The 21,090-nt window shown below is 66.4% G+C and carries 16 protein-coding genes and 2 rRNA genes (1 of these 18 only partly in view); 5 read left to right on the top strand and 13 right to left on the bottom strand.

Annotated features, from left to right (window positions below; all coding sequences use genetic code 11):
- Positions 1-4: 4 nt before the first annotated feature.
- Genes G7045_RS00735 through G7045_RS00725 form a run of 3 tightly spaced genes read right to left on the bottom strand, consistent with a single transcriptional unit; the run spans position 5 to position 4,126 of the window.
- Positions 5-1,423: a patatin-like phospholipase family protein gene (locus G7045_RS00735; RefSeq protein ID WP_166155918.1), complete on the bottom strand. Its 1,419-nt coding sequence runs from the start codon at positions 1,421-1,423 to the stop codon at positions 5-7.
- Complete coding sequence (locus G7045_RS00730) at positions 1,411-2,091, bottom strand: HAD family phosphatase (RefSeq protein WP_166155915.1); 681 nt, start codon at positions 2,089-2,091, stop codon at positions 1,411-1,413. The genes G7045_RS00735 and G7045_RS00730 overlap by 13 nt, the downstream gene beginning before the upstream one ends.
- On the bottom strand, positions 2,081-4,126 hold the full coding sequence (locus G7045_RS00725; RefSeq protein WP_166155912.1) for a diguanylate cyclase: 2,046 nt from the start codon (positions 4,124-4,126) through the stop codon (positions 2,081-2,083). Before G7045_RS00725 ends, G7045_RS00730 begins: the two co-directional genes overlap by 11 nt.
- Before the next feature lie 84 nt (positions 4,127-4,210).
- Here G7045_RS00725 and G7045_RS00720 point away from each other — a divergent pair, with 84 nt between their 5' ends.
- Positions 4,211-5,728: an ABC transporter substrate-binding protein gene (locus G7045_RS00720; RefSeq protein ID WP_166155909.1), complete on the top strand. Its 1,518-nt coding sequence runs from the start codon at positions 4,211-4,213 to the stop codon at positions 5,726-5,728.
- Positions 5,729-5,787: 59 nt separating this feature from the next.
- On the opposite strand, the gene G7045_RS00715 is transcribed toward G7045_RS00720, so the two are convergent.
- Genes G7045_RS00715 through ppk2 form a run of 3 tightly spaced genes read right to left on the bottom strand, consistent with a single transcriptional unit; the run spans position 5,788 to position 8,041 of the window.
- Entirely contained in the window at positions 5,788-6,192 is a 405-nt protein-coding gene (locus tag G7045_RS00715) for a YchJ family protein (RefSeq protein ID WP_166155906.1), read from the bottom strand.
- Positions 6,189-6,896: a DUF4197 domain-containing protein gene (locus G7045_RS00710; RefSeq protein ID WP_166155903.1), complete on the bottom strand. Its 708-nt coding sequence runs from the start codon at positions 6,894-6,896 to the stop codon at positions 6,189-6,191. The genes G7045_RS00715 and G7045_RS00710 overlap by 4 nt, the downstream gene beginning before the upstream one ends.
- 17 nt (positions 6,897-6,913) lie before the next feature.
- Positions 6,914-8,041, bottom strand: a complete 1,128-nt coding sequence (gene ppk2 / locus G7045_RS00705) for a polyphosphate kinase 2 (protein WP_166155900.1) — start codon at positions 8,039-8,041, stop codon at positions 6,914-6,916.
- A 102-nt stretch (positions 8,042-8,143) separates the two neighbouring features.
- Here ppk2 and G7045_RS00700 point away from each other — a divergent pair, with 102 nt between their 5' ends.
- The 4 genes from G7045_RS00700 to G7045_RS00685 all read left to right on the top strand — a co-directional run bounded on the left by G7045_RS00700 (position 8,144) and on the right by G7045_RS00685 (position 13,823).
- Positions 8,144-8,668 carry an ImmA/IrrE family metallo-endopeptidase gene (locus G7045_RS00700; RefSeq protein ID WP_166155897.1) on the top strand — a complete coding sequence of 175 codons (525 nt, stop codon included), beginning with the start codon at positions 8,144-8,146 and terminating at the stop codon, positions 8,666-8,668.
- 49 nt (positions 8,669-8,717) lie between these two features.
- Positions 8,718-10,589, top strand: coding sequence for an SLC13 family permease (locus G7045_RS00695; protein WP_166155894.1), 1,872 nt, complete (start codon positions 8,718-8,720; stop codon positions 10,587-10,589).
- The gene (locus G7045_RS00690; RefSeq protein ID WP_166155891.1) at positions 10,586-11,629 is read left to right on the top strand and encodes a hypothetical protein; all 1,044 of its coding nucleotides are present in this window, start codon (positions 10,586-10,588) and stop codon (positions 11,627-11,629) included. Before G7045_RS00695 ends, G7045_RS00690 begins: the two co-directional genes overlap by 4 nt.
- A 283-nt stretch (positions 11,630-11,912) precedes the next feature.
- Positions 11,913-13,823: a methyl-accepting chemotaxis protein gene (locus G7045_RS00685; protein WP_166155888.1), complete on the top strand. Its 1,911-nt coding sequence runs from the start codon at positions 11,913-11,915 to the stop codon at positions 13,821-13,823.
- A gap of 47 nt (positions 13,824-13,870) precedes the next feature.
- Here the strand turns inward: G7045_RS00685 and G7045_RS00680 are convergent, their stop codons facing one another.
- The 7 genes from G7045_RS00680 to G7045_RS00650 all read right to left on the bottom strand — a co-directional run.
- Positions 13,871-15,061: an acetyl-CoA C-acyltransferase gene (locus G7045_RS00680; RefSeq protein WP_166155885.1), complete on the bottom strand. Its 1,191-nt coding sequence runs from the start codon at positions 15,059-15,061 to the stop codon at positions 13,871-13,873.
- Between the two features lie 12 nt (positions 15,062-15,073).
- Entirely contained in the window at positions 15,074-16,876 is a 1,803-nt protein-coding gene (gene aceK, locus G7045_RS00675; protein WP_166155882.1) for a bifunctional isocitrate dehydrogenase kinase/phosphatase, read from the bottom strand.
- 16 nt (positions 16,877-16,892) lie between these two features.
- Positions 16,893-17,555, bottom strand: coding sequence for a carbonate dehydratase (gene can, locus G7045_RS00670; protein WP_166155879.1), 663 nt, complete (start codon positions 17,553-17,555; stop codon positions 16,893-16,895).
- A gap of 29 nt (positions 17,556-17,584) precedes the next feature.
- Positions 17,585-18,772: an isovaleryl-CoA dehydrogenase gene (locus G7045_RS00665; protein ID WP_166155876.1), complete on the bottom strand. Its 1,188-nt coding sequence runs from the start codon at positions 18,770-18,772 to the stop codon at positions 17,585-17,587.
- 73 nt (positions 18,773-18,845) lie between these two features.
- Positions 18,846-19,238: a MerR family DNA-binding transcriptional regulator gene (locus tag G7045_RS00660; RefSeq protein WP_166155874.1), complete on the bottom strand. Its 393-nt coding sequence runs from the start codon at positions 19,236-19,238 to the stop codon at positions 18,846-18,848.
- A gap of 115 nt (positions 19,239-19,353) precedes the next feature.
- Positions 19,354-19,466, bottom strand: a 5S ribosomal RNA gene (rrf, locus tag G7045_RS00655).
- A gap of 112 nt (positions 19,467-19,578) precedes the next feature.
- Positions 19,579-21,090, bottom strand: a 23S ribosomal RNA gene (locus tag G7045_RS00650) (it continues 1,364 nt past the right edge of the window).

Here is a 21,090-nt window from a genome sequence, read left to right as displayed (position 1 = left end):
CTGATCAGCGCTGCGGCAGCGCAGGCAGCTGCGCCCCGAGCGAGCGCAGCAACGCCTGGTAGTCCGGCGACTGGCGCAGCACCTGGCGTCCGGCAGCGGTCAAGTCCGAGACGTCGCCGGGGGCGATGGTGAAGGCCGTGGGCACGCGCAGCAGCTGGCGGCGCAGGCCATGGTCTGGTACGTCACGCAAATTCACCTGAATGACGTGGATCTCGGCATCGGGCGCAAACGCATCGCCGCCGCCGTGGCCGGCGCGCGCGAGTTCGCTGCGCCACTGGCGCGTCACGTCCTTGAGGAACTCCTGCGTCTCCAGCGTGGCGCGGGCGCCGGCGCCAAAGAGCAGCTGATCGACCACCTGCCAGGTGGTGGGCACGGTGTCCTGGTGGTCGATGTCCTCCTCGGGGTCGCGCTCGGAGTTGACGACGATGAGCACCATCTTGCGCACCGTACCGGACGCCAATCCCAGCTCCTGCATACTCGCACGCAGGCCGCCGTCGGCCAGGGTGCGGTCAAGCAGGCGCTGCACCCCCAGGTTGTCCGACAGGCCACCATCGACCAGGTGGATGAAAGGGCGCTTGTCGGCATCCTTGTAGCTGCGCGCATGGGCGCGGAACATACGGGCGCGGTAGCTGGTGTAGGGGTCCATCGCCGCCTGGGCCTCAACGGGTGGTGCCGCCAGCGCACGCGGCGGGCATTGCGCAGCGTAGTTGTTGAGCGTGACGGGGCTGAGCAGCAGCGGCACAGCCGACGAGGCGGCGACGGCAAACGACAGCGGCACGCTGCGCAGGTCCGAGCAAATCTGCGTGAACTGGTCCCAGGTGAACTCAAAGCCGCCGCCGCGCGAGAGGTCGGTGGCGGTGACGATGAGCTGCGGGTGATGCGGACGCTTGGCCAAATCACCAAAGGTCATGCCGCCGTACAACCCCTCCAGGCGCCGCGCCAGCAAATGGGTGCGGCCAAACCAGGGCGAGGACAGCTCGATCATGTTCGCCGGCAGCAGCGCCATGTCGATCAGGCTTTGCTGAAAATCCACGCGCAAAAAATTGTCCTCAAAGCTCGCCAACCCTTCTGCGCCGTAGGCGGCGTAATAAGTGGCAATGATGCTGCCGCCCGAGACACCGCTGATGACGTCGGTGGCGTCAAGCAGACTCTGGCGCTGCCCCGCCCAGACGATGGGCGTATCGCGCAGCTCACTGAGCACGCCGTAGCCAAAGGCGGCCGCGCGCGCGCCACCGCCCGAGAGCGTGACGGCCATGAGCAAGCTCGGGTCGCGCTGCGCATCCAGGCGCATGGCGGGTGGGCCATCGCCCGTCAGTGGTTCGTTGATCCAGGGTTTGAGCGAGGAGCAGGCCGACAGCAGCAGCAGCGCCGTCAGCGCCGCCGCACGGCGCAGCCAGGCGGCCGTCAGATTCAGCAGCGGCATGGTGCACCCTCCAGCCACGCGGGCAATTCGTGCAGCGCCTGCAGCACCTGTACGGCACCGGCGGCGCGTAAATCCTCGGCGCTGGCGTGGCCTATGCCGGGCGGGCAAAAGCCCAGCACCGTGGCGCCGGCGGCGCAGCCGGCCTGCACGCCGGTGACGGTGTCTTCGAGCACCAGGCAGCACGCCGGCGCCACGCCCAGTGCCTGCGCCGCCGCCAGATAGACATCGGGCGCGGGTTTGCTGCGCGGCATTTCGTGGCCGCTGAAGACGCGGCCGGCAAAGTACGGCGCCAGGCCCGTCATCTGCAGCTGCATTTCGACTTTTTTCCGGTCCGCGCCCGAGGCGCAGGCAATGCGCCCCTGCAGGCGCTGGTGCACGGCGCGCACCGTCTGCAGCGCGCCGTCGATGGGCTGGAGCTCGGCCCGCAGGCGGGCGTCGCGCCGGGCGTAGAACGCGGCCATCCAGGCGTCGGTCAGTGGCTGGCCGGTGTGCGCCTCGATGCGCGCAGCCTCGCTGCGCACGGTCTTGCCGATGAACAGCTGCAGGCAGTCGGCCGACGTCAGCGCCCAGCCGGCCTCGTTGAGCATGGTGCAGAGCACGCCGTTGGTGATGGCTTCGCTGTCCACCAGCACGCCGTCGCAGTCGAACAAAAGGGCATCAAATGTCATAAATCGCAGGGGGTGCAGGCGCCGCTGCGGGCGGTGCTGGCGGGGGCAGGCTGCCCAGCGCGGGCAGCGGAGCGAGCGATTGTGCACCGGCGAGCGCCACCCGGTCGCGCCCGGCCTGCTTGGCCTGGTAGAGCGCGGCGTCGGCGCGCTCGAACAGCTGGCGCACGCCCTGCGCTCCGGCGAGCGCCGCCTCGCCCCCGCGCAGGCAGGCCAGGCCGATGCTGACGGTGACCACCGACGCCACCGCGCTGCCCAGGTGCTCCAGGCCGAGCTCGCGCACCGCCGTGCACAGGCGCTGCGCCACGGCCAGGGCCTGCAGCTCGTCGCAATCGGGCAGCAGCACGGCAAACTCCTCGCCGCCATAGCGCGCCACCAGCTCGCCCGCGCGCTGCGCCGCCCCGGCCAGGGCGCGCGCCACGCGCTGCAGGCACAGGTCGCCGGCGACGTGGCCGTAGCGGTCGTTGTAGGCTTTGAAGTGATCGACGTCGATCATCAGCACCGTCAGCGGCATACCGCGCAGCTGCGCGCGCTCCCATTCCTGGCGCACGGCCTCGTCGAGCGCCAGGCGGTTGGCGAGCTGGGTCAGGGCATCGAGGCGCACCTGCTCCTCCAGGCTCAGGCGGTAGTGGTCGAGCTGCTCCTCGGCCTGCTTGCGCTCGGTGATGTCCTGCACCGTGCCGCTCATGCGCTGCAGCTGAGCTTCTTCGTTGGTGCCGTATTCGCCCCACACCTGCACCCAGCGCTGCTGGCCGTCGCTGGCGCGGCGAATGCGGTACTGCAGGCGCAAGGCGCCGCGCGCCTGCATGGCCTGGGCGTGCACCTGCAGCACATGTTTACGCTCCTCGGGCAGCAGCATGGCGCTCCATTGGCGCAGCGTCATGTGGTCTTGCGGCGCCAGGCCGAAGATGCTGTTGGCCATGCTCGACATGAAAAACTGTTGCTGCAGCATGTCGTAGGAGAAGTAGCCCATGCTGGCGGCCTTTTGCGCCGTCTCCAGCCAACGCATGGAGCGCTGCAACTCGCGCTGCAGTTCGGCCACGCGCTGGCGGGCACGCCACTGCCACAGCGCCGCCACCACGCCAGCGAGCAGCAACCCCAGGCTGCACAGCAGCGCCCACAGCAGCCACTGGTTGCGCTGCGTGCTGGCGAGCGCGTCCCTCTCATCCATCTTCGACAGCAACACCCACGGCGTGCCCGGCACGCTGCTGGCAGCGGCCAGCACCGCCTGGCCCCGGTAGTCCTGGCCGTAGTAGCTGCCCTGCTGGCCCTGCAAAGCCCGCTGGGCGACCTGGTCACCCCCCTGCGCCGGCTGCAGCGCCCGCTCTGTCGGCCCCAGGCGCAACGGGCTCAGGTACTGCTGTGGCGGCGTGCCCTGCAGCAGCAGCGATTCGGCCGAGGGGCTGGTGATGGGCCAGCTGCGCAGCTGCGGGTAGAGGTTGGCGCGCACATCGATCTGCAGCCACAGCGCGGCCACCGGAGCGAGGCCGTCGAACAGCGGCGCGATCAGCCCCATGACCGGGGCCGCATCCGGGCTGGGCTGGTGCAGCTCGACGCACACCGGCTCGGCCTGCGCCAGAGATTGCGCCAGGGACTGCTGCACCTGCGGCGGCAAGGGCTGCGCCTGCGGCCCCTGCGCCGTCAGGCGCTGCTGCCCCTGCAGGTCCAGCAGCACCGCGCTGCTGTAGCCACCGCGTTCGAGCAGGCTGCGCAGGCGCTCCTGCAGCGGCTGCGCCTTGCGCGCCGCCGGGTGCGCCAGCCACTGCTGCGCGGCCTGCGCCAGCAGCGGGTCTTCGCTGAGCTGGGCCGCGTCGGCCAGCTGGCGCCGGCGCCAAACGGCCAGGTTGCGCGCCTGCAGCTGGTTGATGGTTTGCACCGTCGCCTCGGCCTGGTGCCGAAACTGCGCCTCACGCTGCTGGTACAGCCGCTGCGCGCCCCAGCCGGCGACGAGCACAGCGCCCAGCGCCAGCAGGCCCAGCACCGGCCACGCCCAGCGGCGGGCCAGCGGCGAAACAAAAGCGAGAAGCGCACCAGACATGGGCCGACCCAAATGACCTGCAAGTAGGAATATCGGGTAACTATGTCACACTTTGCTGCAATTTCGCTCTATTGCGCCCGTCTTATGCCCCGCGCCTTCCCGCCCCTTCTGCCCCCACTGACACGCCGCGCCTGTCTGGCGCAGTCGCTGGCCCTGGCCGCTGCGCCGGCGCTGGCGGCAGCGCCCAGCGGGCGGCGCCACGTCACGCTCAACCTCACGCTCGAACCCGACAGCCTGGACCCCACCATGGCCGCTGCCGCTGCCGTTGGCGAGGTGGTGCACCTGAATATTTTTGAGGGCCTGACGCGCATCGGCGAGGACGGGCGCGTCAGCCCGCTGCTGGCGCAGTCCTGGCAGGTCGATGCCAGCCAGCGCCGCTACACCCTGCGCCTGCGCCCGGGGGTGCGCTTTCACGATGGCCAGGCGTTCAATGCCGATTGCGTGCGCTTTAGCTTTGCGCGCGCCGTGGCGCCGGGCTCGACGAACAAGGCGCGCAAGGCGCTGTTTGACAACCTGGCCAGCGTCGAGACGCCCGACCCGCTGACCGTGGTGCTGCAGCTGCAACACCCCGACGCGCAGCTGCTGTTTCGCCTGGGCGAGAGCCCGGCCGTGATCCTGCACCCGGCGAGTGCCGCGCAGGCGGCCAGCGCCCCGGTGGGCACCGGCCCGTACCGGCTGGCCGGGCCGTGGCGCCGGGGTCAGCCCATCGACCTGGTGCGCGCGCCCAGCTGGCACCCGCCGGCGCAGGTGCGCATGGACAGCGCCCGGCTGCTGTTCGTCACCGATCTGGACCAAAAACCCGAGGTGCTCGCGCGCGGCGAGATCGACCTGTACTTTCACTACGCCGTCAACACCCTGCAGACGCTGCTGACCGACGACCGCTACCAGGTGCTGTTTGGCAACTCCAGCGGCAAGGGCCTGCTGGCGCTCAACCACCGCCGCACGCCACTGGGCGACGTGCGCGTGCGCCGCGCCATCACGCACGCGATTGACCGCGAGGCCTTCATCCGCCAGGTGCTCGACGGGCGCGGCAGCGCCATCGGCAGCCATTTTTCGCCCGTCGATCCGGGCTACGTCAACCTCGCGCACCAGTACCCTTACGACCCCGAGCGCGCCCGCGCCCTGCTGCGCGAGGCGGGCGTGGCGCCGGGCCTGCGCCTGGGGCTGGCGCTGCCGCCCTTGATGTACGCACGCAGCGGCGCGCCACTCATCACCGCCGACCTGGCGCGCGTGGGCATCACGCTGCAGCCGCAGCTGCTGAGCTGGCCGCAGTGGCTGGCCGGGCCGTTCAAGGGCGATTTCGACATGACGCTGATCAACCACGTCGAGCCGCTGGACTACCCGATCTACACCGACCCTCAGTACTACTTCGGCTACGACAGCCCGGCGTTTCGCCAACGCGTGGCGCAGTACCACGCCAGCGTGCAGCCGCGCCAGCGCCAGCAGCTGTGGGCGCAGCTGCAGCGCCACCTGGCCGAGGATGCGGTCAACGCCTGGCTGTTTGCACCGCAGCTCAGCTCGGTGCTGCGCAAGGGCCTGCGCGGGGTGTGGCTGCATTACCCGGTGTACGCCCACGACATTGCCGCGATGTGGTGGGAGTGAGGCATTCACTCCTGTTTTGATAGCTGCTCGCGCTTATCCAGAGCGCGCTAGAGGCCGATTTAATCCAAAAAATCGCCGTCCACGTAGTACCAGCGCCCGCCCTCGCGCACGAAGCGGCTGCGCTCGTGCAGGCGCTGCGCGCGGCCCCCGGCCTCGCGCCAGCGGGCGATGAATTCGACCTCGGCCTGGTCGGCGCCGGTGCTGCGCGCGGCGCGCACCTGCAGGCCAAGCCAGCGCTGGCCCGGGTCGCAGTCGAGCGTGGCCGGGCGCGTGCTGGCGTGCCAGGTGGCCTGCAGGTAGTCGGGGCGCTGCAGCACGAAGGCGCTGTAGCGCGAGCGCATCAGGGCCTCGGCGCTGGGGGCGGGGCCATCGGACCAGTGATCGAGGTAGCGCGCGCAGCAATCGGCCAGGGCGCCTCCGCTGCCGCAGGGGCAGGGCGCGGGGGCGGCAGGGCGGCGCTTCACCGGCTGGCGCCGAAGACTTTTTGCAGCAGGGCGCTGCCGGCTTCGGCGGGGTTGCTGCGGATCTTGCGCTCTTGCTCGCCAATCATGAAGTACAGGCCGTCGAGCGTCTTGCCGGTGACGTACTGCTGCAAGTTGGCGTCCTCGGCCTTGACCAGGCCAAAGCTGGCGGCCTTGCCGGCGATGGCGTTGTACTGCTGGGTCAGGCCGACTTTTTCCGTCGCCTGGCTGACCACGGGCAGGAAGCGCTGGCCCAGCGGGGCGCGGGTTTTGTCGGCAAAGAACTGCGTCACCGCCGTGTCGCCGCCGCTGAGGATGTTTTTGGCGTCGGTGACGGTCATTTTCTGCACCGCACCGATGAGCAGATCGCGCCCCATGGGCACGGCGGCCTCGGCGGCGCGGTTGATGTTGGTGATGAGCTCGTCGATGCGCGCGCCCTGGCCAAAGCGGCGCAGCAGCCCGGCGGCCTCTTCGAGCTGGCCGGGCAGGCCGATGCGTACCTGCGGGTTGCCCAGAAAGCCGTCGGGGCGCCCGAGCAGATCGACGGCCACCTCGGCCCCCTTGGTGAGCGCGGCCTTGACGCCGCTGGCGGCGTCGGCGTTGCTCAGCTGGTCGAGCGACAGCGCCAGGGCGCGCTGCTGCGCGGCGCACAGCAGCGCCAGGGTGCCCACACCGTGGGCCAGGAGCAGGCGGCGGGAAAGCGTCATGGTCATATTCCTTTACTTCAATAACCGCTCTGGGTCCGACCAACGATCAGGGTGTCGATCTTGCCGATGGCTTTGAGCGATTTGTTGGCGTAGGGCAGCTTGTGCAGCACGTAGCGCATGGCGTTCAGGCGCGCGCGCTTTTTGCAGTCGCTCTTGACCACCGTCCAGGGCGAATCGGCGGTGTCGGTGTCAAAAAACATGGCTTCTTTGGCGCGGGTGTAGTCGTCCCATTTGTCGAGCGAGGCCAGGTCCACGGGGCTGAGCTTCCACTGCTTGAGCGGGTGCACCTCGCGCTCCTTGAAGCGCCGGCGCTGCTCGGCGCGGGTGACGGAAAACCAGAACTTGACGACGTGGATGCCGCTGCGCACCAGGTGGCGCTCGAACTCGGGCGCCTGGTGCATGAACTCGTGGTACTCCTGCTCGGAGCAAAAACCCATCACGCGCTCGACGCCGGCGCGGTTGTACCAGCTGCGGTCAAAGAGCACGATCTCGCCGGCCGTCGGCAGGTGCTGGATGTAGCGCTGAAAGTACCACTGGCCGCGCTCGACCTCGCTGGGCTTTTCCAGCGCCACGACGCGCGCGCCGCGCGGGTTCAGATGCTCCATGAAGCGCTTGATGGTGCCGCCCTTGCCAGCAGCGTCGCGGCCCTCGAACAGGATGACGACGCGCTGGCCCGTCTCTTTGACCCAAGCCTGCAGCTTGAGCAGCTCCACCTGCAGCTGGTACTTCTGCGCCTCGTAGGTGGCGCGGCGCATGAGGTGCTTGTAGGGGTAGCCGCCTTCGCGCCAGTCGTCGGCCAGCTCGTCGTCGGGGTGGCCACCTTGCAGCACCGGGCTGCCCTGGTCGAGCAGGGCCGCGCGCAGCATGGCGCGGTCGTCCTCGCTGGCGCCGTCGATGAGCGCGCGCAGCGCCGCTGCACGCTCGGCATCAGGCTGGGGCGTGCGTTCGAGCAGGTCGTGCACCGCAGCGAGTTTGCGGCCTTGGGCAGCACGCAGGGACTTGGCCGCCGCCTGGCGCGGCACGGCCTTGGGCGTCAGGACGGGCAGGGTATCGCCCGCGCTGGCAGCGCGCGCCCGGGGGCGACGGCGCGGGGCGGCCACGGGGGCCGGGGTGGGCAGGGGCGCAGAGGTGGTGGAGTCGGTCATGGTGACAAGATGCAAGCCAAGGGACGATGCCATTGTGGCACCAGGGTTTTGCCCCAGCACCGGCCTGTCAACCCCACGCCACGGCCTGCCGATAATTCCCGTATGAGTTTGCTCGCCGAAGGCATTTTGAAAACCCACTGGGACCAGTCCGTGCCCGTGAACCTGGCGCACATCGCCCGGGGCATGGGCGTGGCCATGGCGCTGGGCAGCACCGGCGCGGCCTGCGCGCTGCTGGAGATTTCGCGCGAGAACAAGGCGCGCATCACCATCGACGCCAGCCACCCCTTCATGCACCAGCGCTACGGCGTGGCCCACGCCCTGGGGCACCTGGCGCTGCACCACCTGCGCCCGGGAATGCGGCGCGAGATCGTGGTCAGCGACAGCTACCACGTGGACTACCACCAGCGCATGGACAGCGAGGCCAACGACTTCGCCCTGCGCCTGCTCGTGCCCACCGAGGTGCTGCAGTTCACCCTCCAAGACGGCCACGCCGGCAACGTGGAAGAATTGGCGCACCTGTTTGAGGTACCGCCCATCCTCATCAAGCAGCGCCTGGCCGACTTAGGCCTGCGCCTGCCGCAGCCCCTGGCGCGCCAGGGCGCCGACCCCAATATTTGGGAAGAATAGGCATCCAGCCCTTACCCAACAAGCGCTAGCAGCTATAAAAAACAGAGTAATGGAAGCCCCCTCCGCCACCGACTTGAGCGCCGCCCTGGCCGCCCACCCGCTGTTTGCCGGTTGCAGCGCCCTGGAGCGCGCGCGCCTGCTCGCCGGCACCCAGGTGCGCCACGTGCCGGCGGGCGAGCTGCTGACCCAGGCGGGCGCCCAGGCCACGCATTACGGCTGGATCGTGCAAGGCCAGGCCACGCTGTGCACGCCCACGCCCCAGCCCCTGTGCAGCGGCGCCGCCTTTGGCCACGAGGCTTTGGCCGACGGCCCCCCGGCCCAGGTGCGCTACCTGGCCGACCTGCGCGCCGACAGCGCCGTGAGCGCCCTGCACATCGAACGCGCCGCCTTGCAAACCCTGCTGGCAGGCCACGCGCCGCTGCGCAGCCAGGCCCTGCTGGCGCTGGCGCAGCGCCTGGGCGCCCTGGCGACAGCGCCCCCGGCGCAGGCGCAGACACCGGCCCCCCACCCCCTCCCACCGCTGGGCTTGCCGCGCCGCACCTGGCTGGGCTGGGGCGCCACCCTGGTGCTGCCGCTGCTGGCCTGGTGGCTGGCCAGCCGCGCGGCGCTGCCGGCGCACAGCGCGGTCTATCTCGGGCTGTTTTGCATGACGGCGCTGCTGTGGCTGTTCAACCTGGTCGATGAGTTCATCCCGCCCCTGATCGCCGTCGCCGCCATGCTGTTCATCGAGCTGGTGCCGGCGCAGGTGGCGCTGCACGGCTTTTACTCGCGGGCGTTTTTGCTGCTGCTGGGGGTGTACGGGCTGTCGGCGCTCATGGTCAGCTCCGGCCTGGCCTACCGCCTCATGCTGTGGGTGCTGCTGCGCCTGCCCGACCGGCCCGCCTGGCACCGCTTTGCCCTGACGGCGTTTGGCTTTGTGCTCTCCATCGTCATGCCGTCGTCGAATGCGCGCATGTCGCTGCTGCTGCCGCTGTACCAAGAAATGGACGCCAGCCTGAACGCCCCCGCCCGCAGCCCCGAGGCCACGGCCCTGATGGTGGCCACCTTCACCGGCGCCACCTTGTTTGCGCCCCTCTTGCTCACAGCCAAGTCCTCCAACCTGGCCGCCTTTTCCATGCTGCCGCCCCAGGTGCGCCGGGAATTTGAAGGCGCCGCCTGGCTCGTCGGCGCGGCAGTGGTCGCCCTGGGCCTGCTGCTGTGGCACCTGGGCACCATGCGCCGCGCCTGGCTGCCCGCCGTGCCCGCCCCCCTGCCGCAGGCCCGCCTGCAGGCGCAGCTGCACACCCTGGGGCCGCTGCGCCGGGGGGAATGGGCGGCGGCGCTGGGCTTTACCCTGTTCGTGCTGGGCTCGCTGTGGCCGCAGTGGCACCAGTCACAGGCCGCCTGGCTCGTCGGGCTGCTGCTGGGCGCTTTGCTGGTGCTGGGCCTGCTCGACAAGCCGGCGTTTCAGAGCAAGATCGACTGGCCCATGATTTTCTTTTTGCTCTCGCTCGACGGCCTGACGCAGGCGCTGGGCTACCTCGGCCTGGACAAGCTGCTGCTGGCACAGCTGGGCACCGGCCTGCAGTGGATGGATGGCAGCCTGGGCTGGTTCACCGCGCTGGCGCTGCTGGTCACGGTGCTGCTGCGCCTGGTGCTGCCCCTGACCGCCGGCATGGTGCTGGCGGCCACGCTGCTGCTGCCGCTGGGCATAGAGCTGGGCATCCACCCCTGGATCGTGGTCTTCCTGACCTCGCTGTTTTCCGACATCTGGTTTCTGCCGCACCAGAACTCCACCTACCAACAAGCGCTCGGCGCCGGCCTGCGCCAGCGTGGCGATTTGGCCCTGTTCATGCGCTACCAATGGGGGCTCAACGCCGTGCGCGTGCTGCTGGCCTACGCCAGCATTCCCTATTGGCAATGGCTGGGGTTGGACGCATGAACGCCACCCGCCTGCGCTGGCTGCTCGCCTGCGCCTTCTGCCTGCTGCTGCTCACCGCCCTGGTCGCCTTCAACCACCAAAAGCCGCGCCTGCTGGTGCTGCACAGCTACGCCGAAAGCGGGCGCTGGGAAGGCCAGTTCAACCGGGGCGTGCAGCGCGCCCTGGCGCACAACCGCCACCCCCTGGCACTGCGCTGGCACTACATGACCTTTGCCGACGACGACCACCCCAACGCCGCCGAATGGGCCGCCAGCGGCCAGCGCGCGCGCAGCGTCATCGACCGCTGGCAACCCGAGGTGGTGCTGGCCGTGGGCGAAGAAGCGCAAGACTTCGTCGCCCGGCACTACGCCGGCGCCCCCCGGCCGCGCATCATCTACGCCAGCGGCGAGGAGCCAGAGCGCTTTGGCTACCCCGGCGCCGCCAACGTCAGCGGCGTGCGCGAGCGCCTGCCCCTGCAGCCCCTGACCGAGCTGCTGGCGCAGCTGCGCCCGGGCCCGCTGCGCCTGCGCGCCCTGGGCGTGGCCGACGCCACCGGGCACGCCGAAGCCGCGCAGCTGCAAGCCTTTGACTGGGGCCCCCACCACTGGCAGGGCACCACCTTGGCCAACGACCTGCCCCACTGGCAGCAGACCGTGCAAAGCGCCGCCGCCGACACCGACGTGCTGCTGATCCTGAGCCTGGCGGGCCTGCCCCGCCAGAGCGGCCAGGCCGCCGTGGCCGACACCCGCGCCCTGGCGCAGTGGACCCAGGCGCAGGCCCAGCCCCTGGTGGTCGGGCTGCGCGAGGGCTTTGTGGCCGACGGCGGCGCCATCGCCCTGGCCCCCGCCCCCGACGGCCTGGGCGAGCAGGCCGCCACCCTGGCCCTGCAGGCGCTCGCCGGGCCCGGCACCGCCTTGCCCGCGCCGCAGGACAGCCAGGACTTCATCATGGCCCTGCGCCCCGACGCCCTGGCCGCACGCGGCCTGCACCTGCCCGCCATCTACACCCAGGCCGCCAGGGCGGCGCAGCAGCTGTACACCACGCCTGCGGATAAACCCTGAAATCATCGGCACCAAAGCCAGCCCCACCCGTTTTACTGGGCCGCGTTTTATCTCACGGGCCACCGCTGACGCTCTAAAAAATATAGCTGCTCACGCTTTATGGGCGCCAACATCACACATAAAACACATTCAAAACCTTATGTAGCAAGCGCAAGCAGCTACGTTTTTGATAGTACTCATGGGTGATTTCCCCCATGGCCAGAGCCCCCCGGCGTGCCGCAAACCCCTTTAGCATGAACAACGGTTTTTCTCAGTTTTCTCGGTTTTTCTGGAGTGTTGTGCTATGCCTTCCTGGTTGCAGTCCACCCAGGCCCGTTTTACGGCCCTGCTGCTGGCTTTTTTCATTCTGGTGCTGGGCATTACGGTGGCCGTCATCCAGTGGTTCATCACGCCCGAGCTGGTGCAAAACGAATCCGAGCTGCTGCGCAACGCCATCGACCTGCAGGCACAAGAGATTACGGCGCAGATGAACCGCGTGCAGGCGCAGCAGCGCAGCATCACAGAGCTGACGGCGGCGCTGCCGAGCGCGCAAATCGACGCGCTGGTGCCGCACTGGGTCAACCAATACGGCGACCGCAACGTGTTCGGCGGCGGCATCTGGCCGCTGCCAGGCCAGCGCGAAGCGGGGCGCGACAAGTTCAGCACCTTCTTTGCCCGCAATGCGCAGGGGGAGCTGGAGGTCAACACCGTCTGGAACCAGCCGCAGCAGGCCAACTACTGGGAGCAACCCTGGCACAAGGATGGCATGTCCGCCCCCAAGGGCCAATGCATCTGGGCCAAGGCCTACCAGGACGAGGCCAGCCCCGAGCCGCGCACCAACTGCGCCATGGGCATTTACCGCAACGGCAAAGCCTGGGGCGTGGCCACCATCGACGTCACGCTGGGCTTTTTCAACCAGCTGGCGCAGCGCATGGGGCAGGCCGTGGAGGGCCAGGTACTGATCGTCGAGGCCGACGGCAAGGTGGTGGGCAACGCCGCCCTGGTCGGCGCCAGCCCCAAGCTGCAGTACCTCAAAGACCTGCAAACACCCATGGCCGCACCGCTGAGCGCCTTGCTCGCACAAGCGGGTGACGGCAAGAAAAAAACGCAATCCCAGTACCAGGGCGCCGATGGCGCGCACACCCTGTTCCTGCAGCCCATTGCCGGCAGCCCCTGGCTGGTGGCCAGCGACGTGCCCAGCGCCCTGCTCTCGCGCCAGTCCGACGCCATTCTCACGCGCCTGGCCCTGGTGCAAATTCCCCTGGCCGCGCTGCTGCTGGCCGTGGTGCTGCTGCTGGTGCGCCGCATCATGGTCAGCCTGCAGGGCTTGCGCCAGAGCATAGACAAGCTCTCGGGCAGCGGCGCTGATTTGACGCAGCGCCTGCCCGCGAGCACCACGCCCGAGTTCAACGCCGTGGCCGAGAGCTTTAACCGCTTCATCGCCCATTTGCACGAGCTGATGCAGCAGGTGGGGCAGAGCACGGAGTCCATCGGCAACGCCTCGCGCGAAATCGCCAGCGGCAATATGGACCTGGCTTCGCGCACCGAGCAGCAGTCGTCTTCCATCGTGCAGACGGCGGCCTCGATGGAGGAGATGACCAGCACCGTGCGCCAAAACGCCGACAACGCCGGGCGCGCCAGCGAGCTCGCCGGCCAGGCCAGCACCGTGGCGCAGCAGGGCACGCAGGTGGTGCAGCAGGTGGTGCAGACCATGGGGCAGATCAACGATTCGGCGAGCAAGATGCAAAGCATCATCGCCATCATCGACGGCATTGCTTTTCAGACCAACATCCTGGCGCTCAACGCCGCCGTGGAAGCGGCCCGCGCCGGCGAGCAAGGGCGCGGCTTTGCCGTGGTGGCCTCTGAGGTGCGCAACCTGGCGCAGCGCTCGGCCAACTCGGCACGCGAGATCAAGGGCCTGATCGAGGACTCCATCACCCACGCCCACGAGGGCAGCGCGCTGGTGCGCCAGGCGGGCAGCACCATGGACGAGCTGGCGCAAGGCATCGCCAACGTCACCACGCTGATGGGCGAGATCATGACCGCCAGCCGCGAGCAAATTACCGGCATCGAAGCGGCCAACACGGCCATCGGCCAGATCGACATCACCACGCAGCAAAACGCCGCGCTGGTCGAGGAGGTGGCCGCTGCCGCCCAGTCGATGGAGAGCCAGGTGCAGCAGCTCGAAGGCGTGGTCAAGAGCTTCCGTCTCTGAGCCACCGCTCCCCCGTGCAGGGCGCCGGCAGCGGCGCCCTTTTTGCTTTACAGCACCTCGATCGCCATGGCCGTGGCTTCGCCGCCGCCGATGCACAGCGTGGCCAGGCCTTTTTTCAGCCCCTTGGTCTGCAGCGCGTAGAGCAAGGTGACGAGGATGCGCGCGCCGCTGGCGCCGATGGGGTGGCCCAGGGCGCAGGCGCCACCGTGCACGTTGACCTTGTCGTGCGGCACTTTCAGGTCGTGCATCAGCGCCATGGGGACGACGGCGAAGGCTTCGTTGATTTCCCACAGATCGACGTCACTGACCGTCCAGCCAGCTTTTTTCAGCGCCTTTTCGGTCGCGCCGATAGGGGCGGTGGTGAACCAGTCGGGCTCTTGCGCGTGCGTGGCGTGGGCGACGATTTTGGCCAGCGGCGTGCAGCCGAGCTGCTGCGCGGTCGATTGGCGCATCAGCACCAGGGCGGCGGCGCCGTCGTTGATGCTGGAGCTGGCAGCGGCGGTGATGGTGCCGTCCTTTTTGAACGCGGGCTTGAGGCCGGGGATTTTGTCCACGTTGATTTTGGGCGGGCCTTCGTCTTGCGTCACCGTCACCTCGCCCTTGCGGGTGCTGAAGGTCACGGGGGTGATTTCAGCCTCGAATGCTCCTGAATTGATAGCTTCTTGCGCACGCTGGACGCTGGCCATGGCGAATTGGTCTTGTTGCGCGCGGGTGAATTGGTATTTGGCCGCGCAGTCTTCGCCAAAGGTGCCCATGGAGCGCCCGGCCTCGTAGGCGTCTTCGAGGCCGTCGAGCATCATGTGGTCAAAAATTTTGTCGTGGCCCATGCGGTAGCCGCCCCGGCCTTTTTTGAGCAGGTAGGGGGCACCGGTCATGCTCTCCATGCCGCCGGCGACCATGACGTCGCGGCTGCCGGCGACGAGCTGGTCGTGCGCGAGCAAGGTGGCCTCCATGCCGGCGCCGCACATTTTGGACAGGGTCACGGCGCCGGTGCTGCGCGGCAGGCCGCCTTTGTGCGCCGCCTGGCGCGCCGGCGCCTGGCCCTGGCCGGCCATGAGGCAGTTGCCAAAGAGCACTTCATCGACCTTTTCCGGCGCTACGCCGGCGCGTGCCACGGCCGCGCGGATGGCCGCGCCGCCCAGGTCGTGCGCCGCGAGGTCGGCAAAGCAGCCCTGAAGCGCGCCCATGGGCGTGCGCGCGGCGCCGACGATGACGATGGGGTCAAGGGGATGGGTCATGGCAAAACTCCTTCAAGCGGGTGGGTGGGAAGGGGGAAAACGCCGCTGCCCCGGGTAGGGGAAGACGTCGTACACATGGCCGGCGCGGATGCGCTCCTGGTGCGCCTGCCAGTAGGCGGGGGTGAGCAGGTCGGCGTGGTGGCGCATGAAAATTTCGCGCACCACGGGGTGGCCGAGCAAAAAGGGGCCAAAGGTTTCGGGAAAGACGTCGTGCGGGCCCACCGGCCACCAGACTTCGCCCGAGAGTTCGTCTTCCTCGCAGCGCGGCGGCGGCACGGCGCGAAAGTGGCAATCGGTGAGGTATTCGATCTCGTCGTAGTCGTAGAACACCACCTTGCCGCCGCGCGTGACGCCAAAGTTCTTCCACAGCATGTCGCCCGGGAAGATGTTGGCGGCCACCAGGTCTTTGATGGCGTTGCCGTAGTCGATGACGCTGCGCTCCAGGCGCGCGCGTGCCTGCGGGTCATCGAGGCCGGTGTCAAAGGCTTCTTGCAGGTACATGTTCAGCGGCACCATGCGCCGCTCGATGTAGAGGTGGCTGATGATGACCTCTTGCTGGCCGTCGCCGTCGCGGTCGCTGATCTCCACCTGGCTGGCGCAGTGCTGCTGCAGCTCAGCGAGCAGCTCAGGCTCAAAGCGCGCCAGGGGCAGCGCCACCAGGCTGTATTCGAGCGTGTCGGCCATGCGCCCGACGCGGTCGTGGTGTTTGACGAGCTGGTACTTGGCCTCGACCTGGGCGCGCGTGGTGTCTTTGGGTGGCGCAAACGCGTCGCGTATGAGTTTGAAGACGTAAGGAAAACTCGGCAGGTCAAACACCAGCATGACCATGCCTTTGATGCCGGGGGCGATGCGCAGGCGGTCGCTCGAATGCCGCAGATGCCACAAAAATTCACGGTAAAACAAGGTCTTGCCCTGCTTGGCCAGGCCCAGGGCACTGTAAATCTCGGCCAGGGGTTTGCGCGGCATGAGGTTGGCGAGGAACTGCACGTAGGCGCTGGGCACTTCCATGTCCACCATGAAGTACGCCCGCGCAAAGCTGAACAGGGCCAGCAGGTCGTCTTCACCAAACAAGGCCGCGTCGATGTACAGCTGCCCATCGTCGCCGTGCAGAATGGGCAGGGCAAACGGCATGGAGGAAAAGCCGTTGATGACCCGGCCCACCACGTACGCGCCTTTGTTGCGGTAGAACAGGCCCGTGAGCACCTGGATTTGAAAGTTGGCGCGCAGCGTGAGCTGGGCAATGCGCGGCTGCAATGCGGCGAGCACATAGCCCACGTCACGCTCAAGGTTTTGAAAGGGGCGCTGCAGGTCAAAGTCGCGCAGCAGCGTGCCCAGGGTGTGCGCCAGGCTGCCAGGCGCTGGGTAGTAGGCGCGGTAGCTCGGGCGCGGCTCGCAGCCCTCGATGTAATCGGTACTGACGGCCGGGCGCACAAAGATGAAGTCGTTGTGAAAATGCGTGCGGTGCAGGATTTTGGTCGTCACCGAGTTGAAGAACGTCTCGGCCAGCTCGGGCTGGCTGTGGTTGACCAGCAGGCCGATGTAGTGCAGCTTGACCTGCTGCCACAGGGCCATGCTTTGCGCCCCGGCGGCAAACTCTTTGTCCAGCCGACGCACGCATTCGCGCACGCGCAGGTCGTAGAACTCGATGCGCTCGCGCTGCGCGCGCTGCTGGCCATGCCAGTCGGCCGTCTCAAAGCGGTGCTTGGCGCGCGCCGATTCGCTGCGAAACAGGCGGTAGTGGCGGTTGAAGCCATCGAGCATGGCACGGGCAATGGCCAGCGCCTGCGGCGCATCCAGGTGCGGGGCTGCGTCCATGGCCGCCCTCTGCTGCTCAGGCCTGGGCGCGCTCGGCCACCTGGGCCACGGCCTGGCGGTGCACCTCGGCCAGCCCCGCAACGTCGGGCACGCTCATTTGCAGGTTGGTGATGAGGCCGTTTTGCAGGCTGTAGCACCAGCCGTGCAGCTGCACCTTCTGGCCGCGTGCCCAGGCGTCTTGCATGACGGTGGAGTGGGCGATGTTCATCACCTGTTCGATGGCGTTCAACTCGCACAGCGCATCGTGGCGCTTGGGCAGGGGCACGGCGGCGAGCAGGGCGGCGTGCTTGTCGCGCACGTCCTTCACATGGCGGATCCAGTTGTCGGCCAGGCCAATGCGTGCATCCTGCAGCGCCGCCAGCACGCCGCCGCAGCCGTAGTGGCCGACAACCATGAGGTGTTCGACCTTGAGCTGATCGACTGCGTACTGGATGGTGGACAGGCAGTTGAGGTCGGTCGGCACGACCACGTTGGCGATGTTGCGGTGCACGAACACCTCGCCCGGCTCCAGCCCCGTGATCTGGTTGGCCGGCACGCGGCTGTCGGAGCAACCAATCCACATGTAGCGCGGCTTTTGCTGCGCCATCAGGCCGGTGAAAAACCCTGGCTTTTCCCGCTCCATCTGCGCCGCCCACTGGCGGTTGTGCTCAAAAAGATCGGTGATGGAACTGGTCGTCATGGCTTTCCTTTGCTTTGCGGGGTGCGGGGTCAACAGGTTTCGGCAAACAGCTCGCGACCAATCAACATACGGCGGATCTCGCTCGTGCCCGCGCCGATTTCGTACAGCTTGGCGTCGCGCCACAAACGCCCCAGCGGGTATTCGTTGATGTAGCCGTTGCCACCAAAAATCTGCACACCTTCGCCCGCCATCCACGTCGCTTTCTCGGCGCACCACAGAATCACGCTGGCGCAATCTTTGCGCACCTGGCGCACATGCTCGCTGCCGAGCATGTCGAGGTTCTTGGCCACGGTGTAGGCAAAACTGCGCCCGGCCTGCAGCACGGTGTACATGTCGGCGACCTTGCCCTGAATGAGCTGGAATTCGCCGATGCTTTGCCCGAACTGCCGCCGGTCGTGGATGTAGGGCACGACATTGTCCATCACCGCCTGCATGATCCCGAGCGGCCCGCCGGTGAGCACCGCGCGCTCGTAGTCGAGCCCGCTCATCAGCACCTTGGCGCCACCGTTGACCTGGCCCAGCACGTTCTCTGCCGGTACTTCCACGTTCTGGAACACCAGCTCGCCGGTGTGGCTGCCGCGCATCCCGAGTTTGTCGAGCTTTTGCGCAATCGAAAAACCAGGCATTCCCTTCTCGATCAGGAACGCCGTGACACCGCGCGCGCCCAGCTCGGGCTCGCTCTTGGCGTAAACCACCAGGGTGTCGGCATCCGGGCCGTTGGTGATCCACATCTTGTTGCCGTTGAGCAGGTAGTAGCCGCCCTTGTCCTCGGCCTTGAGCTTCATGCTGATGACGTCGGAGCCGGCGCCCGGCTCGCTCATGGCCAGCGCGCCCACATGCTCACCGCTGATCAGCTTGGGCAGGTATTTGGCCTTTTGCGCCACCGTGCCGTTGCGGTTGATCTGGTTCACGCACAGGTTGGAGTGCGCACCGTAGGACAGGCCGACCGAGGCGCTGGCGCGCGAGATTTCCTCCATCGCCACCATGTGCGCCAGGTAGCCCATGGCGGCGCCGCCGTATTCCTCCGGCACGGTGATGCCGAGCACGCCCAGGTCGCCAAGCTTGCGCCAGACATCCATGGGGAATTGGTCACTGCGGTCGATTTCAGCGGCACGCGGCGCGATCTCGGCCTGGGCAAAGTCGCGCACGGCATCGCGCAGCGCGTCAATGTCGTCGCCCAGTTGGAAGTTCAGGCCGGGCAGGGGGGCAAGGCTCATGGAAAGTCTCCTGGAAGGTCGGCGACTCGGGTGCTGCTCTGTCGGCAGGCCGCTTATTACGTTTACGTAAACGTCAATTATGCGCGATTTTTGCGAGCAGGCTACGGGCCTCTTGCTCATGCTCGCGAACTTCGTCCAGATTGGCCTGCAAATCGGCCATTTGTTCTTCGAGCTGCTTGCGGTGCTGCGCCAGCACCTGGAGAAATTTTTGCAGCTGCACGCCAGTATCACGCGGGCTGTCGTACAGGTCGATGATTTCCTTGGCCTCGGACAGCGACAGGCCCAGCCGCTTGGCACGCAAGGTCAGGCGCAAACGGGTGCGGTCGCGGGCACTGTAGACGCGGTTGCGCCCGCCTGGGCCGCTACGCTCGGGCTGCAGCAGGCCCATGTCTTCATAGAACCGCATGGCGCGGGTGGTGAGGTCGAACTCTTTGGCGAGATCGCTGATGCTGTAGGTAATGGCCATATCGAGACGACGTTGACGTGAACGTCAATCCTAGCGCATCACAAAGTGTGGTGATGGCCCCAAAAAACAAAACCCCTTCATTCTTTCGAATGAAGGGGTTAGTTTGCTATTAATAGCCTGACGATGACCTACTTTCACACGGGAATCCGCACTATCATCGGCGCGAAGTCGTTTCACTGTCCTGTTCGGGATGGGAAGGAGTGGTTCCAACTTGCTATGGTCATCAGGCTTAAACTTTGAGCCATCTTGATAGTTTATCAAGACAGCGAATTCATAGAATCGAATCGGTATTTGATTGCGTCACTTGGCATAACAACCTTGACATGGACGTCAAAGTTATAGGGTCAAGCCGCACGAGCAATTAGTACTGGTTAGCTTAACGCATTACTGCGCTTCCACACCCAGCCTATCAACGTCCTGGTCTAGAACGACTCTTTAGGGGGCTCGGGGCCCCGGCAGATCTCATCTTGAAACGAGTTTCCCGCTTAGATGCTTTCAGCGGTTATCTCTTCCACACTTAGCTACCCTGCGATGCCACTGGCGTGACAACAGGTACACCAGAGGTGTGTCCACTCCGGTCCTCTCGTACTAGGAGCAGGCTTCCTCAAATCTGCAGCGCCCACGGAAGATAGGGACAAAACTGTCTCACGACGTTTTAAACCCAGCTCACGTACCTCTTTAAATGGCGAACAGCCATACCCTTGGGACCGACTACAGCCCCAGGATGAGATGAGCCGACATCGAGGTGCCAAACACCGCCGTCGATATGAACTCTTGGGCGGTATCAGCCTGTTATCCCCAGAGTACCTTTTATCCGTTGAGCGATGGCCCTTCCATACAGAACCACCGGATCACTATGTCCTGCTTTCGCATCTGCTCGACTTGTCAGTCTCGCAGTTAAGCACGCTTATGCCATTGCACTATCGTCACGATGTCCGACCGTAACTAGCGTACCTTCGAACTCCTCCGTTACGCTTTGGGAGGAGACCGCCCCAGTCAAACTGCCTACCATGCACTGTCCCCGATCCAGCTAATGGACCTGGGTTAGAACCTCAAACGCACCAGGGTGGTATTTCAACGTCGGCTCCAAGTGAACTAGCATCCACTCTTCAAAGCCTCCCACCTATCCTACACAGATCCGTTCAAAGTCCAATACAAAGCTACAGTAAAGGTTCATGGGGTCTTTCCGTCTTTCCGCGGGGAGATTGCATCATCACAAACATTTCAACTTCGCTGAGTCTGCGGAGGAGACAGTGTGGCCATCGTTACGCCATTCGTGCAGGTCGGAACTTACCCGACAAGGAATTTCGCTACCTTAGGACCGTTATAGTTACGGCCGCCGTTTACTGGGACTTCGATCAAGAGCTTGCACCCCATCAATTAATCTTCCAGCACCGGGCAGGCGTCACACCCTATACGTCCACTTTCGTGTTTGCAGAGTGCTGTGTTTTTATTAAACAGTCGCAGCCACCGATTTTTTGCAACCCTGTTCAGCTCCGTTTGTTCAACTTCACTTACTTAGGGCATACCTTCTCCCGAAGTTACGGTATCAATTTGCCGAGTTCCTTCTCCGCAGTTCTCTCAAGCGCCTTAGAATACTCATCTCGCGCACCAGTGTCGGTTTGCGGTACGGTCGTCAATAGCTGAAGCTTAGTGGCTTTTCCTGGAAGCAGGGTATCACTCACTTCGTCTGCAAGCAGACTCGTTATCACCCCTCATCTAAGCCCGGCGGATTTGCCTACCAGGCACGACTACAGGCTTGAACCAACTATTCCAACAGTTGGCTGAGCTAACCTTCTCCGTCCCCACATCGCACTATTGATCGGTACAGGAATATTGACCTGTTTCCCAT

The sequence above is a fragment of the Acidovorax sp. HDW3 genome, assembly GCF_011303755.1.
In the GTDB taxonomy this organism is placed as follows: domain Bacteria; phylum Pseudomonadota; class Gammaproteobacteria; order Burkholderiales; family Burkholderiaceae_C; genus Paenacidovorax.
Note: the sequence above shows the minus strand (reverse complement) of the source record. Positions and strands in the feature narration are given on the sequence as shown.